This is a genomic window from Sphingomonas melonis (assembly GCF_013409985.1).
Taxonomy (GTDB): domain Bacteria; phylum Pseudomonadota; class Alphaproteobacteria; order Sphingomonadales; family Sphingomonadaceae; genus Sphingomonas; species Sphingomonas melonis_A.
Genome location: NZ_JACCBY010000008.1, coordinates 67,396 through 82,625, shown reverse-complemented (window position 1 = coordinate 82,625; position 15,230 = coordinate 67,396). Strand labels below are relative to the sequence as shown.

The following is a 15,230-nucleotide window of genomic DNA, read 5'->3' as shown; positions in this document are numbered from 1 at the left end:
AAAGATCGTCGCCGCGGCTTTCGCGGCCAGCATCGGCACCATTGATATGAGCAGCAGTCGGGAAAAAACGGTCCACCGGGCACGAACCACGCGCTGAGCGGACGCTCCGCGACTTGAGTCTTTCCAGGCTACGCCGGGCACCCCGTGAAAAAGCTAAAAAGCGAGGTGATGAGGTGAGGGAGAGTACCTAATTTTGCACACCCTACACGGCGAGCCGTGGTGTTAAGTGCCTGAGAAAGAGGAGGAATATACCAAAACTTTATTCCTTAAGGTTTCTTAAGGCGGTTAAAAATTAGAATTATGATGCTGTAAAACCAGAAAAACAGGACCTTCAGGAACCTTAAGGTGAGGGGTGGCGAACAGACGATTTGTCTAGGGTCCAAACCCAATCAGGATCTTGAGGGGTGATGATTTCCCTGATTCAGTGGCGGGTGGATCAGGAGGAGTGAGGCATGGCGCTGTTCTGGTTGTCGGATGAAGCGTGGGCGGCGATCCAGCCGCATCTGCCGAAGAACCAGCCCGGTGCCCGGCGGGTAGCGACCGGCGGGTGATCTCCGGGATCGTGCATGTACTGAAGGTTGGTTGCCGCTGGTGCGACTGCCCGGCCGATTACGGACCATCCACGACGATCTACAACCGGTTCAACCGTTGGTCGCGCCGAGGGTTTTGGCTCAAGCTGCTCGACGCGCTGGTGGATGCCGGCGTGGTTGCGAAGAGTACCGCGATCGACAGCGCCTACATCAAGGCGCGACGCGCGGTATTCGGTGGAAAAGGGGGCGCCAGACCCAGGTGATCGGCCGTTCGCGCGACGGATGGACGACCAAGGTCCATGCGCTCACCGACGTTAGCCGCGCAATGGCGCGCAGCCGGCTTCGCCGCCGCTATGCCTCCATGGGTGATCATCGGGAGCAAGAACATCGGCCTTGGCGTGGTGTCATTTGTCGCCACCTTCCTGATCGTACGATGGGCGGTTACTCGTGTCGTCGCGGCCCCCGATCGCTCGACGCTCCAAGCGTCGCTAAGCAGCAACGACTGACACCGGAGCGAGCCTCGGCAAGGCCTCGCCGCACACCGCGAACAAATCGGCCATTCGCCGCCACGCATTTTTGCACTTGCGAAGGCGCCGGGTTCGTTAGATAGTTGCCGACGTCGCGCAACGATGCGTGCCCAGCGGATGCCACCCCAATGACGGGGCGGGCGTCCACCATTCGACCAGCAAAGCCGCTGCCCAGCCCCCGCCTCTCGCGGACGTCTGGTCGCGGCTTTTTTCGTGTCTCCATCGCATCGCAGGGGTTCGCCATGGCTACCGCCTATTGGGAAGACGACACTCGCACGGCCGCAGGCAGCGGCTTCTGGCAGGCCGGGCATCGCCCGACGCTGATCGCCGCCTTCCTCTATTTCGATCTCGCCTTCATGGTCTGGGTGCTGCTCGGGCCGCTCGCGCCGGAAATCGCCGCGACGCTGCACCTGTCCGCCGCCCAGAAGGGGCTGATGGTGGCGACGCCGACGCTCGCCGGCGCGGTGCTGCGGCTGGTCAACGGGCTGCTCGTCGACCGGATCGGCCCCAAGCGCACCGGCGCGATCAGCCAGTTGATCGTCATCGGCGGCCTCGCCTCGGCCTGGTGGCTCGGCGTCGACAGCTTCGTCGGCACGCTGGTGCTCGGCGTGATCCTCGGCTTTGCCGGCGCGAGCTTCGCGATCGCGCTGCCGCTCGCCAGCCGCTGGTACCCGCCCGAACATCAGGGCAAGGCGATGGGGCTCGCCGGCATGGGCAATTCGGGGACCGTCTTCGCCGCCTTGTTCGCGCCGACGCTGGCGAAGATGTTCGGCTGGAATGCGGTGCTCGGCCTCGCCTGCCTGCCGCTCGGCCTCGTCTTCGTCGCCTATTGCGTGATGGCCAAGGATGCGCCCGATGCGCCGGCGCCCAAGCGTCTCGCCGCCTATCTGACGCCGCTGAAGACCGCCGACGCCTGGCTGCTGATGCTCTTCTATGCGGTGACCTTCGGCGGCTTCGTCGGCCTCGCCGCTTCGCTGCCCATCTATTTCACCGACCGGTTCGCGCTGACCCCGGTCACCGCCGGCTATTGCACCGCCGCCTGCGTCTTCGCCGGCTCGCTGGTGCGGCCGCTGGGCGGGGCGCTGTCCGACCGGATCGGGGGCGTGAAGACGCTGTCGGTCGTCTATGCGGCCGCCGCGGTCGCGCTCGCCGGGGTGAGCATCGCGGCGAGCGTCGCGGCCGCGCTGCTGCTGTTCGTCACCGCGATGCTCGCGCTCGGGGCGGGCAACGGCGCGGTGTTCCAGCTCGTGCCGCAGCGCTTCCAGGCGGAGATCGGCGTGATGACCGGGCTGGTCGGCATGGCCGGCGGCATCGGCGGCTTCTATCTCGCCTCGTCGCTGGGCTTCGCCAAGCAGAGCACCGGCAGCTTCGCCCCCGGCTTCCTGATCTTCGCCGCGCTCGCGCTCGTCGCGCTGGCGACGCTCACCGCGGTCAAGCGCCGCTGGCGCACGACCTGGGACGCGGCAGCCGCCGGCGTCCGGATCTGAAAGGCCCCATGATGTTCCATCCCGCCCTTCGCCCAGACCCCCGCCCCCACCTCGTCGTCGTCGGCAATGGCATGGCCGGCTGCCGCGCCGTCGAGGAACTGCTGGCGCGCGATCCGCAGCGCTATCGCGTAACGATCTTCGGCGCCGAACCGCATGTGAACTACAACCGGATCATGCTGTCGCCGCTGCTCGCCGGCGAGAAGACCTTCGACGAGATCGTCATCAACGACCGCGCCTGGTACGACGACCATGGCATCGACCTCGTCGCCGGCGATCCGGTCGTCGCGATCGACCGCGACGCGCATGACGTGACCGCGCGGTCGGGCCGCACGATCGGCTATGACAAGCTGCTGATCGCGACCGGCTCCGATCCGTTCATCATTCCGGTGCCCGGCAACGACCTGCCCGGCGTGGTCGGCTTCCGCGACATGCGCGACGTCGATGCGATGCTCGCCGCGGCCGAGCGGGGCGGCGATGCGGTGGTGATCGGGGGCGGGCTGCTCGGGCTCGAGGCGGCGCACGGCCTCGCGCTGCGCGGCATGCGCGTCACCGTCATCCATCTGATGCCGACGCTGATGGAGCGCCAGCTCGACGAGGCGGCGGGCTGGCTGCTCAAATCGGCGCTCGAGGCGCGCGGCCAGACCATCCTCACCGGCGCGCATACCGAGGCGATCCTCGGCGACACCCGTGTCGAGGGGGTCGCGCTCAAGGACGGCCGCGTCATCCCGGCGAGCCTCGTCGTCATGGCGGCGGGCATCCGCCCCGCGGTCGGGCTGGCGCGCGCGGCGGGGCTCGCGGTCGGCCGCGGCATCCAAGTCGACGACCATATGGTGACCAGCGATCCCGACGTGCTCGCGGTCGGCGAATGCGTCGAGCATGACGGCAATGTCTACGGCCTCGTCGCGCCCTTGTGGGAGATGTGCCGCGCGCTCGCCGACGGCCTGACCGAACGGCACAGCGGCTATCGCGGCTCGGTCACCTCGACCAAGCTCAAGGTGTCGGGGATCGACGTCTTCTCGGCGGGCGACTTTTCGGGCGGTGACGGCGCCGAGGACATCGTGCTGCGCGACGCCAGCCGCGGCATCTACAAGCGCGTCGTGGTGAAGGACGACCGCGTCGTCGGCGCGGTGCTCTACGGCGACACCGCCGACGGCGGCTGGTATTTCGACCTCCTGCGCCAGCAGGCCGACGTGTCGGCGATGCGCGACATGCTGATCTTCGGCCAGGCCTTCGCCTCGGGAGGGGGGCAGGCGGACCCTAAGGCAGCCGTTGCGGCGCTCTCCGACACGGCGGAGATCTGCGGCTGCAACGGCGTCACCAAGGGGCAGGTCGTCGCCTGTATCGCGCGCGGCGCGCATGGCCTCGACGCGGTGCGCGCCGGCTGCAAGGCGTCGGCGAGCTGCGGCTCGTGCACCGGGCTGGTCGAGACGATCCTCGCGCTCACCCTCGGCGACGAGGTCGAGGCGGGGCCGAAGACGATGTGCAAATGCACCAGCTTCGGCCACGACGACGTCCGCCGCGAGATCGTCGCGCAGGGGATGCGATCGATCCCCGAGGTGATGCAGAAGCTGCACTGGACGACGCCCGACGGCTGTTCGTCGTGCCGGCCGGCGCTCAATTATTACCTGCTCTGCGCGCTGCCCGGCGACTATCAGGACGACCAGCAGAGCCGCTACGTCAACGAACGGCTGCACGCCAACATCCAGAAGGACGGCACCTATTCGGTGGTGCCGCGGATGTGGGGCGGGCTGACCAGCCCGAAGGAGCTGCGCGCGATCGCCGACGTGGTCGAGAAGTTCAACGCGCCGATGGTCAAGGTGACCGGCGGCCAGCGGCTCGACATCTTCGGGATCAGGAAGGAGGACCTGCCCGCGGTCTGGGCCGATCTCAACGCGGCGGGGATGGTCAGCGGCCATGCGTACGGCAAGTCGCTGCGCACGGTGAAGACCTGCGTCGGCTCCGAATGGTGCCGCTTCGGCACGCAGGATTCGACCGGGCTCGGCGTCAAGGTCGAGCGGATGACCTGGGGCAGCTGGATGCCGCACAAGTTCAAGATCGCGGTCAGCGGCTGCCCGCGCAATTGCGCCGAGGCGACGATCAAGGACTTCGGTATCGTCTGCGTCGACAGCGGCTACGAACTGCACGTCGGCGGCAATGGCGGCATCAAGGTGCGCGCGACCGACTTCCTGTGCCGCGTCACCACCGAGGCGGAGGCGATGCATCATTGCGCCGCCTTCATCCAATTGTACCGCGAGGAGGCGCGCTATCTCGAACGCACCGCGCCGTGGATCGAGCGCGTCGGCGTCGCCTATATCCGCGAACGGATCGCCGACGATGCCGCGGGGCGCGATGCGCTGGCGGCGCGGTTCCTGCATTCGCAAAGCTTCTCGCAGGACGATCCCTGGGCGGCGCGCGTCGAGGGCGAGGCGCGTGAACAGCATGCGCCGATGGCGGTCTTCACCCCGCGACAGGAGGTGCTCGCATGACCGGCGAATGGCTCGATATCGGCTGGGTCGACGAGATTCCGGTGCGCGGCAGCCGCACGGTGCAGGTGACGGGGGGCGACGACATCGCGGTGTTCCGCACCGGCGACGGCAAGGTGTTCGCGCTGCTCGACCGTTGTCCGCACAAGCACGGGCGGCTGTCGCAGGGCATCGTCCATGGCGGCGCGGTCGCCTGCCCGCTGCACAATTGGCGCATCTCGCTGACCAGCGGCGAGGCCTTGGGCGAGGACAAGGGCTGTACGCCGGTCGTGCCGGTCAAGGTGACCGGCGGCCGCGTGCTGATCTGCCGCGCCGGTGCGCTGAGCGCTGCGGCGTGACCTTCCCCGGCACGGAAGAAGCGATCGTGCATGGCCCATGGCTTCAGCCGATCCGCCCCACCGTCACCCCGGACTCGTTCCGGGGTCCACCGGTCCGCAGGCGCGCGCTCGCGCCTCATGCCGCTCTCCTCGCCGCGGAGTGGACCCCGGAACGAGTCCGGGGTGACGGGGTGTCGGGGGCGGTGGCCCGAACCGCATGGACGCGTGCACGCTGCGCGGCGTCGTCGCTTGCCGCGGGCCCTCGATGAGTATCCGCACCACCTGCGCCTATTGCGGGGTCGGCTGCGGCATTGTCGCCACCCTGACCGGTGGGCGCAGCGCCACCATCGCCGGCGATCCCGATCACCCCGCCAATCGCGGCCGGCTCTGCTCGAAGGGCACGCATCTCGGCGAGACGATCGGGCTCGACGGCCGGCTGCTCCACCCGATGATCGGCAAGCGCCGCGCGTCGTGGGACAAGGCGCTCGACCTCGTCGCCAAACGCTTTCGCGACACGATCGCGCGCCACGGTCCGAACAGCGTCGCCTTCTACGTCTCGGGCCAGTTGCTCACCGAGGATTATTACGTCGCCAACAAGCTGATGAAGGGCTTCATCGGCTCGGCGAACATCGACACCAATTCGCGCCTGTGCATGTCGAGCGCGGTCGCCGGCCACATGCGCGCGTTCGGCGAGGATATCGTGCCGGCGAGCTACGACGATCTCGATGCCGCCGACCTGATCGTGCTGGTCGGCAGCAACACCGCCTGGTGCCACCCCATCGTCTACCAGCGCATCCGCGCGCGCTGCGCCGCGGGGGCGAAGCTCGTCGTCGTCGATCCGCGCCGCACCGAGACCGCCGAGGAGGCCGACCTCCACCTTGCGATCCGGCCGGGCAGCGACGTCGCGCTGATGCACGGCCTGCTCGCCTGGTGCCGCGCCGCGGGCGTGGTGGACGATGCCTATCTCGCCGCGCATGTCGCGGTGCCCGATGCCTTCTGGGACGCGTTCGGAGAGGGAAGCGACCTGTGGTCGACGGCGCGCGCCTGCGACGTGGCGGTGGACGACCTCAGGCGCTTCTTCGACTGGTTCGCCGCGACGCCGCGCACCGTCACGCTGTTCAGCCAGGGGATCAACCAGTCGCTCGCCGGCACCGATCAGGTCAATGCGATCCTCAACGTCCACCTCGCCACCGGCCGGATCGGCAAGCCCGGCGCCGCCCCCTTCTCGATCACCGGCCAGCCCAATGCGATGGGCGGGCGCGAGGTCGGCGGCCTCGCCTCGACGCTCGCCGCGCATATGGATTTCGGGCCGGCGAACCGCGCCCGCGTCCAGCGCTTCTGGGGATCGCCGGCGGTTCCCGACAGGCCGGGGCTGAAGGCGGTCGACCTGTTCCGCGAGCTCGGCCACGGCCGGATCAAGGCGCTGTGGGTGATGGCGACCAACCCCGCGGTGTCGATGCCCGATGCCGGCCGGGTGCGCGAGGCGCTCGCCGCCTGCCCGTTCGTCGTGGTCAGCGACGTGGTCGCCGAGACCGACACCAGCGTCCACGCGCACGTCCGCCTGCCGGCCGCCGCCTGGGGCGAGAAGGACGGCACCGTCACCAATTCCGACCGGACGATCAGCCGCCAGCGCGCCTTCCTGCCGCTGCCCGGCGACGCCAGGCCCGATTGGTGGATCGTCAAGGAGGTCGGTCGGCGCATGGGCTGGAGCACCGCCTTCGCTTATGACCGCCCCGCCGACATCTGGCGCGAACATGCCCGGCTGTCGCTCTACGAGAATGACGGCAGCCGGCTGTTCGCGCTGCCCGGCCAGACCGCGATCGGCAACGCCGCCTATGACGCGATGACGCCGTTCCGCTGGGGCGGCACGACGTTCGCCGATGGCCGCTTTTCGACGCCGGACGGTCGCGCGCGGCTGGTGCCGGTGATGCAGAAGCCGTCCGCCGCGCCGCTCGCCGACTGGCCGATGACGCTCAACACCGGCCGCTATCGCGACCATTGGCATAGTATGACGCGCACCGGCCTGTCGCCCAAACTCGCCCGCCATCGCGAGGAACCGCTGGTCGAGGTCCATCCCGACGATGCCGCGGCGCTGGCGCTGACCGACGGCGGCCTCGCCCGCGTCGTGACGCCGCAGGGCGACAGCCTGTTCCGGGTGCGGCTGACCGACACGCAGCGGCGCGGCGAATTGTTCACCCCGATCCACTGGACCGATCGCACCGCCAGCGGCGGCCGGACCGGGCTGCTGCCGCGGCCGCTCGCCGACCCGATCTCGGGCCAGCCCGGCTTCAAGGCGACGCCGGCACGGATCGCCGCGGTGGCGAGCGACTGGCGCGGTTTCGTCCTCCTCGCCGGCGAGGCCCCTGCCCGCCCCGCCTGCCTGTGGGCGACGCGGGTCGCGGTGCCCTGCGGCACGGCCTGGGATCTCGCCGGCGACGGCGACCCCGCCGCGCTCGACGCGCTGCTCCCGGCGGGTGAGCGGATCGAGGCGATCGATGCGGCGCGCGGCAGCCGCCGCATCGCGATCCTGCGCGACAGTCGCCTCGTCGCCGCGCTGTTCGTCACCCGCGACGGCGCGCTGCCGCCGCGCGACTGGCTGGTCGCGCAGCTCGCCGAGCCGCAGGCCGCCCCCACCCTGCTCGCCGGTCGCGCGCCGGGCGTGCAGGTCGATCGCGGTCCGATCGTCTGCGCCTGTTTCGATGTCGGGCTGATCACGATCCTCGCCGCCATCGCCGACCAGCGCCTCGCCGATGTCGCCGCGATCGGCAGCGCGCTCAAAGCCGGCACCAATTGCGGCTCATGCCGCCCGGCGCTCGCCAAATTGCTGCAGGCCAAATCCGCCCGAAAAGGTGCCTCCCATGCCGCATGATCTCATCGCCCCCGGCACCGTCTGGCTGGTCGGCGCCGGCCCCGGCGACCCCGACCTGCTCACCCGCAAGGCGGAACGGCTGATCGCCGCGGCCGATATGGTCTTCTACGACGCGTTGGTCGGGCCGGGGGTGCTCGATCTGATCCCCGCCGGCACCGAACGGATCAGCGTCGGCAAGCGCTCGGGCCGCCATTCGAAGGATCAGGCCACGATCGACGAGCTGATCGTCGCCGCGGCTTTGGCCGGCCGACGCGTGGTGCGGCTGAAGGGCGGCGATCCGTCGGTGTTCGGCCGCTCGACCGAGGAGATCGCCGCCTGCGCCGCGCATGGCATCGCCGTCCACGTCTGCCCCGGCATCACCGCCGCCAGTGCGGCCGCCGCATCGGGCACGCTGTCGCTGACGCTGCGCGGCCTCGCCCGCTCGCTGACGCTGGTGACCGCACATGCCCGCGGCGACGAGCCGCTCGACCTCGACTGGCCGATGCTGGCGCGCGCGGAGACGACACTCGCGGTCTATATGGGCCGCGCCGCGGCCGCCGAGGTGGCGCGCAAGCTGATCGACGCCGGCCTTGCCCCCGACACGCCGGTGATGGTCGCGGTCAACGTCTCGCTGCCCGGCGAGCGGCTGATCCATGGCCGGCTCGACGCGCTCGCCTTCCTCGTCCGCACGATCGGTGAGCGCGATCCGGCGCTGCTGCTGATCGGCGAGGCGATGCGCGCGCGCGCCGTCGTGGCCCGCAGGCTGGCGACCGCGCAGCCGGTCGGCACCGCGCCGCGCCATTGCCCTGCGGGGGCGCCTGATCGACACTAATGCAAAACGCCGCGCAGGCGTTATGGAGCCTGACAGGCGGCACGATCGGGACGCTGCCGTCGGGGGCGAGATACGCCATTGCTTTGCGTCGAGATTTTTCGTCCATGACGGCGACCGGGCGCCATTTCGCCGTGATCGCCCCACCCACCCCGGGCCATATCAATCCGCTGCAGATCCTCGGCGCCGCGCTGATCGATCTGGGGCATCGCGTCACCGTCGTCCATCAGGCGGATGCCGCGCCGCTGGTCACCTCGTCGCGCATCGGCTTCGCGTCGCTCGCGCCCGCGGACGCGCCATTGTCGCTGGACGCCTATAATGCCCGGCTGGCGGCGCCCGATGGCCTGATCGGGCTGACCCGGATGATCCGCGCGACCGCGCTGCTGAGCCGGCGCCTGCTCGCCCAGGCGCCCGCGACGATCGCGGCGATCGGCGCCGATGCGGTGATCGCGGATTCCGCCGAGCCTGCCGGTGCGTTGCTCGCCGGCACGCTCGGCCTGCCCTGCGTGGTCAGCGTGACCGGCCTGCCGCTGCTCGGCGAGACGGCGGTGCCCCCGCCCTTCCTGGGGTGGCGCTATCGGGACGATGCGCTCGGCCGGTTCCGCAACCGCGGCGGTTACCAGGTGTCCGACGTGCTGATGCGGCCGATCACCGGCGTCCTCCAGGACTATCGGCGCGCCCATCCCGCCGGGCGCAGCCGGGCGGACATGCGCCGCTATGTCGCGCAATGTCCCGCCGGCCTGGATTATCCGCGCCGGCAGCTGCCGCCGCACTTCGTCTATGGCGGGCCGTGGCGCACGCCGCAGCCCGATATCGCCGACCTGCCCCGCGACGCGCGGCCGCTGGTGTTCTGCTCGCTGGGCACGCTGCAGGGCGCGCGCCGACAGCTGTTCGCGACCATGGCGGAGGCATGCGCGCTGGTCGGCGCGCGCGCGGTGATCGGCCACGGCGGGGGCCTCAGCGCGGCGGACGCGGCGGCATTGCCCGGCGATCCGCTGGTGCGCGCCTTCTGGCCGCAGCAGGCGGTGCTGCGCCGGTGCAGCGCGGCGGTGCTGCATGGCGGGTTCAACACGGTCCTCGACGCGCTGGCGGCGGGGGTGCCGATCGTCACGCTGCCGATCGCGTTCGAACAGCCCGGCACGGCCGCCCGCGTCGCATGGATCGGCGCCGGCGAGACGATCGCGCCCCGGCGCCTGACCGCGCCCCGCCTCGCCGCGACGCTGCGCAACGTGCTGCACCGGCCCTCCTACCGGCTGGCCGCGTCGCGGCTGGCGGCGGAGATCGCGACCGCGGGCGGGGCGCCTGCGGCGGCCGCGTCGATCCATGCCGCCTTCGCCTGATCGCGGCGCGGCGCGACCAGCCACGGCGTGATCGCCAGTCCCAGCACCGCCAGCACGGCGCCGGCCAGCACGTCGATGGCATAATGGCCGCCGAACAGCGGCGTCGCGACGATCGTCACCGCCGCCCATGCCGGCGCGATCGCCCGCCACCAGCGCCTGTCGCGCAAGGCCCAGGCGAGGATGATCGGCAGCGTCGCGTGATAGCTGGGGAAGGTGACGATCCCCATCAGCCGGGTGAGGTCGATCGTCCGCCAGCTGCCGTCGCGCAGGCCGGCGAGCATCGCCTGTTCGGTCCAGGCGACCGATGGCCAGAGATGCCGGTAGCCCGCCGGATCGAAGACGTTCCCCATTGCGGGGGTGACGCCGGAGATCAGGATCGTGACGAAGCCGCTCAGGATCGCGGCCACGACGGTGCGACGCAGCCGCTCGGCGCAGCCGGCGGCACTGAGCACGACGATGCAGACGACCATCTGCAGCGTCAGGCTGTGATAGGCGAGGCCACCGACCCACAGCAGCCGCGGCGATCCGTCCGCCGCCCGCACGATCGCCGGCCAGTCGAACCCCATCGCCCGATCGACCGCGGCGAAGCGTCCGTCCCACAACGGGCCCGCGCGCGCCGCCAGCGCATAGGACAGCAGGACGCCGATCAGGGTGAAGACGGTCATCTGCAGAAAGGCGGTCGCCCCCATCGCCAGCCGCGGCTGGTCGCGCAGCCGCCCGACGAGGCTGCCGGCGCACAGGAGCGCCACGCCGCCTGCCGGGATGATCGCGGTTGCGGCATCGAGGCGGAACGCAAGACCCGCGGCGGTCAGCAGGCAGACGGTCGCCATGATCGCGATGAGCCCCCAGGCGGCATGATCCGGACGGCGCGCATGTTCTACCCACATCGACGGTGCAACGCCGGATCGCGGCGCGGGTGCCCGCGACGGCCGTGGATCAAGCGTTTGATCTTACGGGGATCGCGTCACGGCCGGTCGCCATGAGCCTTGCGCTGGGCGATGGTGGCGCGGTCCCACCAGGCGCGGGCGAGCAGGCGGGCGATGCGCGCGCCGGCGTCGGCGCCGGTGCCGTAGCGGACGAGGATCGCCGGCCAGCCGCGATAATGATCCGTCTCCCAGAAGGTCGCGGGATCGGTGTCGATTAGCACCGGCTTGTCCGCTTCGTCGACATGGAGGACGAAGCTGGCCGAGTCGGGCGCGGTGGTGGCGGCGAGCATCCGGCCGCGGAACAGCAGCGCCGGCCTGCCGTAGCGGCTGCCCTGCGCAACCCCCGGCAGCGCCAGCCCCGCCGCGACCACCGCCGCCCAATCCCGCATGCCGCCTCTCCCCCGCTGCGTCAGTCGATCAGCCCGCCGACGTCGATGATGTCGAAGGCGACATTGGCGATCTCGGGTTTCAGGATCTGCATGAGCGGCATCGATCGCGTGTCGGTGTCGAGCCGGCGCATGTTGCGCTCCGCGATCTCCACCAGGAAGCGATCGACCCCGGCGAGCGTGATCATCGTCACCGCCTGATCCTCGTCAAGGGTGAGCTGCTGCACGACCCCCTCATAGGCCGCGAACAGCCCCTCATGCCCCGTCTTGGTCAGTACGAAGGCGGTGACCACCTTGTTGGGGTCGGCCGCGCCCTGCGCGATCGCGCGGACCCAGCCCTGGGTATCGGGGCGCGCGAGGTTGGCCAACGCGCTCGATCTGCCGACCCGCTCGAAGGCGATGCCGGTCAGGATGCCGAGGGCGATGAAGAAGACGAGCGCCAGGGCGATGCCGATGCTCGATCCGGCCAGCGCCTGGTCGTGCCGCAGGATCGCCTTGTAGACGTCGGGGTCGATGCCGGTCGCGAAACAGGGACCGATGCGGCAATACAGCTCCTGCGCGGCGAACGCGATGGCGCCCGCCGCATGCGCGACCAGCGCGCCGAACAGCACGACGAAGAGCGTATGGGTGGAATTGGGCTTGTCGGGGACCGGGCTGAGATAGTCGGTCCGGCTGCCGTTGCGCAGGCCGAGCCAGGCGCAGAAGCCGGGGAACAGCAACAGGAGGGCGCCGAGGAGCGAGAAGCCCCACGTCACGCGATCAGCCCAGGGCGCTCTGGCCGGCGGTGGTTGCGCGGTCGCGGGTCTGGCCGTTGGCCGACGGGCGCTGGGTGCGCGCCTGCGCCGCCTCGCGGACCGCCTGCCAGCTGCCGAAGCGCTGGTGGGCGGTCAGGGCCTTCTTGATCGATTGATCCGAATTGACGCGCATGGTCGATGTCCTTCTCACCCGAATATAACGTTCGGGCGGAGAAAAGGAACAGTCGCCCGTCCGGCGGCCTGCCGCCCCCGCCTCACAGCCGCGCGGTGAGAGAGACCAGCAGCGAGCGCGGCGCGCCGGGGTAGATCCACAGCGCGCTGTAGCTGCTCTGCGCGTAGGTCTGGTCGAGGATGTTGTCGACCTCGATGCGCGCGGTCAGCCGCTCGGTCAGCGGATAGGCGACGCTCGCCTTGGCCTTGAGATAGCCGTCGAGGCGCAGATTGCCGCCGTCGAGCGCCGCGGCGCGCGGCCCGACATAGGTGCCGCCGGCGCTCATATCGAGGTCGCGGCCGGCTAGCGGCAGGCTGGCGAACAGCTGCAGCGTGCCGGCATGGCGCGGCACGTTGAGCACGTCGCCGCTGGCAAAGGCGGGGTCGCGCGCCGCGGCGTCGGTATAGGCGTAATTGCCGATCAGCCGGACGCGCGGGGCAAGGTCGATCTCGCCGTCGACCTCGACGCCGCGCGAGCGGATCCGGCCGACCGGCGCGAGGAAATTGGCGTCGAGCGGGTCGGTGGCGAGGATGTTGCGTTTGGCGACGCTGAACCAGCTCGCCGCGGCGCGGAACGCGGGCAGCACCAGCTTGGCGCCGACCTCATAGCCGCGACCGGTCTCCGGCGCGAACGCCTGGCCGAGGCGGCCGACGCTCGAATTGGGGCGAAAATTCTCGCCCCAATTGGCGTGGAAGGCGAAGCGCGGATCGGGCCGGTAGCGCAGGCCGGCGCGGAACTCGAGCGGGTCGCGGCGCAGCCGGCTCGTCAGGCCGGTGATGCGGTTGTCGGTGCGCTGGTCGAGATGCTCGTAGCGCAGGCCGCCGACCGCGCTCAGCGTGTCGGTCAGCTCCCACATGTCCTGCGCATAGGCCGCGACCGCCTTGCGCCGCTCGTCGGTCACCGTGAACGGCGTCAGCGGCCCGGCGGTGCCGCCATAGACGGGAGCGAAGACGTTGATCGGATAGGGCTGCGCCGCGCTCGGCCGGAAGCGCTCCTGATAGGTGTCGAAGTCGAGATCGTAGAGCGTCACGCCGATGCTCGGCCGGTGGGTGCCGAGCGCCGACACCGTGCCGCGCAGTTCGGCGCGGCCCGACCAGTCGGACAGGTTCCAGTCGCGATAGCGGCGCTGGCGGCGGACGGTGCCGTCGGCGAGCAACGTCGACGCCTCGCTGGAGAAGCCGCGGATGCGCCCGTCGCGATAGGCGGCGCCGGCGACGAGCGACCAATCGTCGCCGAGCCGCTGGTCGAGGGTGAGTTCGTGCCGCCAGTTGCGCGAGGTGACGCGGCCGTCGCCGGGCTCGCCGAGGAAGCGGTCGCGCGGCACCGCCTCGGTATCGCCGGCGATCGCCGGGATGCCGCGGTCGAACGGCGAGCGATATTGGATATATTCGCCCTGGTAGGTCAGCGTCGTGCCGCCCGCCGGCCGCCAGCTCAGCGACGGCGCGAACAATCGCCGGCGCAGGTCGACATGGTCGCGGAAGCCGTCGCTGTTCTCGATCGCGCCGACCAGCCGGATCGCCAGCGTCGGCGTGAGCATTTGCTCGACGTCGCCCTCCAGCCGGTGGGTCGCGAACGAGCCGGTGCTCGCCGTCAACGTGCCGGCGCTGCGGAAGCGCGGCGTCTTGGTGACGACGTTGACGATGCCCGCCGGATCGATCGCACCGAATACCGCGCCGACCGGCCCCTTGAGCACCTCGATCCGCTCGACATTGGCGGGGTCGCGCGGCGGCCCGAAGCCACGGTTGGCGAGGAAGCCGTCGACGAAATATTCCGCGCCGGTGTCGGGCGTGCCGAGGAAGCCGCGGATCGCATAATTGTCGCGCAAGCCGCCGAGATTGTTCTGCTGCGAGATGCCGCTGACCAGTTCGAGCGCGTCGGCGAGGCGGCGGACGCCGTAATCGTCGAGGATGCTGCGGTCGAGCGCGATGCTCGCCTGCGACATCCGTTCGGTGACGATGTCGGAGCCGTGCGCGCGATCGAACCGCCCCTGCCCCAGGACGACGATATCGTCGACGCTCGCCGCGCTCTGCCCAGCCCCACCCTGCTCAGCCACCCCCGGCGCCGCTGCGACGGTCTGCGCCGCGGCCGGCACCGGTGCGGCGAGGCATAGCGCCACGGCCATGGCCCGGCTTCGACATGGGCGCTGCCCCCTGCTGCACGCAACGTTCGACACTGATCTGCACACCCCGGTCTGATGGAAAGACGCGGAACGGCTGGACCCCCTACGTCGCGATACATTGTATCATAACTTGAACGTGTTGCGGTGCAAGATGAAAATAGCATGACGTGGAGGTTGCACTGTGCGGCGCCGCGGGGGCGTCAGCGTTACGCTTCGGCGAAAACGCCTCCCCGGCAGGGCAGGGCTATCGCATAGGGAGGTTCGCTTGGGTCCGCCGCCTTCCCACCCCGTCACCCCGGACGTGGTCCGGGGTCTACCCTGCGGCGAAGAGAAAGGCATGATGGGCCACCATTCCCTCGTGGCCGGTGGACCCCGGAACGAGTCCGGGGTGACGGATGCGAGGAGGACGCCGACACGAACCTCATCACCCGATCCATAGGCGATAGTCCTCCCCCTAGAGGGAGGAATCGGC

11 protein-coding genes and 1 pseudogene are annotated in these 15,230 nt (G+C 70.2%); 7 read left to right on the top strand and 5 right to left on the bottom strand.

Annotation, left to right across the window (positions count from 1 at the left end; translation table 11 throughout):
• Nucleotides 1-452: 452 nt before the first annotated feature.
• The 7 genes and pseudogenes from HD841_RS18680 to HD841_RS18650 all read left to right on the top strand — a co-directional run.
• A pseudogene (locus tag HD841_RS18680) lies at nucleotides 453-846 on the top strand (IS5 family transposase); the annotation flags it as partial.
• Between the two features lie 453 nt (nucleotides 847-1,299).
• Nucleotides 1,300-2,544 (top strand): nitrate/nitrite transporter, encoded by a 1,245-nt coding sequence (locus HD841_RS18675; protein ID WP_179510411.1) that lies wholly within the window; start codon nucleotides 1,300-1,302, stop codon nucleotides 2,542-2,544.
• 8 nt (nucleotides 2,545-2,552) lie between these two features.
• Entirely contained in the window at nucleotides 2,553-5,030 is a 2,478-nt protein-coding gene (gene nirB / locus HD841_RS18670; RefSeq protein ID WP_179510410.1) for a nitrite reductase large subunit NirB, read from the top strand.
• A complete protein-coding gene (gene nirD, locus HD841_RS18665; protein ID WP_179510409.1) occupies nucleotides 5,027-5,365 on the top strand; it encodes a nitrite reductase small subunit NirD in 339 nt (112 codons plus the stop codon). The genes nirB and nirD overlap by 4 nt, the downstream gene beginning before the upstream one ends.
• A 244-nt stretch (nucleotides 5,366-5,609) precedes the next feature.
• Complete coding sequence (locus HD841_RS18660; RefSeq protein ID WP_179510408.1) at nucleotides 5,610-8,213, top strand: nitrate reductase; 2,604 nt, start codon at nucleotides 5,610-5,612, stop codon at nucleotides 8,211-8,213.
• A complete protein-coding gene (cobA, locus tag HD841_RS18655; RefSeq protein ID WP_179510407.1) occupies nucleotides 8,203-9,024 on the top strand; it encodes a uroporphyrinogen-III C-methyltransferase in 822 nt (273 codons plus the stop codon). Before HD841_RS18660 ends, cobA begins: the two co-directional genes overlap by 11 nt.
• 104 nt (nucleotides 9,025-9,128) lie before the next feature.
• Entirely contained in the window at nucleotides 9,129-10,361 is a 1,233-nt protein-coding gene (locus HD841_RS18650) for a glycosyltransferase (RefSeq protein ID WP_179510406.1), read from the top strand.
• Here the strand turns inward: HD841_RS18650 and HD841_RS18645 are convergent.
• The 5 genes from HD841_RS18645 to HD841_RS18625 all read right to left on the bottom strand — a co-directional run bounded on the left by HD841_RS18645 (nucleotide 10,268) and on the right by HD841_RS18625 (nucleotide 14,761).
• Complete coding sequence (locus tag HD841_RS18645; protein WP_179510405.1) at nucleotides 10,268-11,248, bottom strand: phosphatase PAP2 family protein; 981 nt, start codon at nucleotides 11,246-11,248, stop codon at nucleotides 10,268-10,270. The genes HD841_RS18650 and HD841_RS18645 overlap by 94 nt on opposite strands.
• Before the next feature lie 77 nt (nucleotides 11,249-11,325).
• Nucleotides 11,326-11,676, bottom strand: coding sequence for a hypothetical protein (locus HD841_RS18640; RefSeq protein WP_179510404.1), 351 nt, complete (start codon nucleotides 11,674-11,676; stop codon nucleotides 11,326-11,328).
• A gap of 20 nt (nucleotides 11,677-11,696) precedes the next feature.
• Nucleotides 11,697-12,428: a hypothetical protein gene (locus HD841_RS18635; RefSeq protein WP_179510403.1), complete on the bottom strand. Its 732-nt coding sequence runs from the start codon at nucleotides 12,426-12,428 to the stop codon at nucleotides 11,697-11,699.
• A gap of 4 nt (nucleotides 12,429-12,432) precedes the next feature.
• The gene (locus HD841_RS18630) at nucleotides 12,433-12,600 is read right to left on the bottom strand and encodes a hypothetical protein (RefSeq protein WP_179510402.1); all 168 of its coding nucleotides are present in this window, start codon (nucleotides 12,598-12,600) and stop codon (nucleotides 12,433-12,435) included.
• An 82-nt stretch (nucleotides 12,601-12,682) separates the two neighbouring features.
• Nucleotides 12,683-14,761, bottom strand: coding sequence for a TonB-dependent receptor (locus tag HD841_RS18625; RefSeq protein WP_179510401.1), 2,079 nt, complete (start codon nucleotides 14,759-14,761; stop codon nucleotides 12,683-12,685).
• Nucleotides 14,762-15,230 lie beyond the last annotated feature (469 nt).

Coding starts and splice junctions, on each gene's coding strand:
- HD841_RS18675 (WP_179510411.1), top strand. CDS start 1,300: ATGGCTACCGCCTATTGGGAAGACGACACTCGCACGGCCGCAGGCAGC.
- nirB (WP_179510410.1), top strand. CDS start 2,553: ATGATGTTCCATCCCGCCCTTCGCCCAGACCCCCGCCCCCACCTCGTC.
- nirD (WP_179510409.1), top strand. CDS start 5,027: ATGACCGGCGAATGGCTCGATATCGGCTGGGTCGACGAGATTCCGGTG.
- HD841_RS18660 (WP_179510408.1), top strand. CDS start 5,610: ATGAGTATCCGCACCACCTGCGCCTATTGCGGGGTCGGCTGCGGCATT.
- cobA (WP_179510407.1), top strand. CDS start 8,203: ATGCCGCATGATCTCATCGCCCCCGGCACCGTCTGGCTGGTCGGCGCC.
- HD841_RS18650 (WP_179510406.1), top strand. CDS start 9,129: ATGACGGCGACCGGGCGCCATTTCGCCGTGATCGCCCCACCCACCCCG.
- HD841_RS18645 (WP_179510405.1), bottom strand. CDS start 11,248: ATGTGGGTAGAACATGCGCGCCGTCCGGATCATGCCGCCTGGGGGCTC.
- HD841_RS18640 (WP_179510404.1), bottom strand. CDS start 11,676: ATGCGGGATTGGGCGGCGGTGGTCGCGGCGGGGCTGGCGCTGCCGGGG.
- HD841_RS18630 (WP_179510402.1), bottom strand. CDS start 12,600: ATGCGCGTCAATTCGGATCAATCGATCAAGAAGGCCCTGACCGCCCAC.
- HD841_RS18625 (WP_179510401.1), bottom strand. CDS start 14,761: ATGGCCGTGGCGCTATGCCTCGCCGCACCGGTGCCGGCCGCGGCGCAG.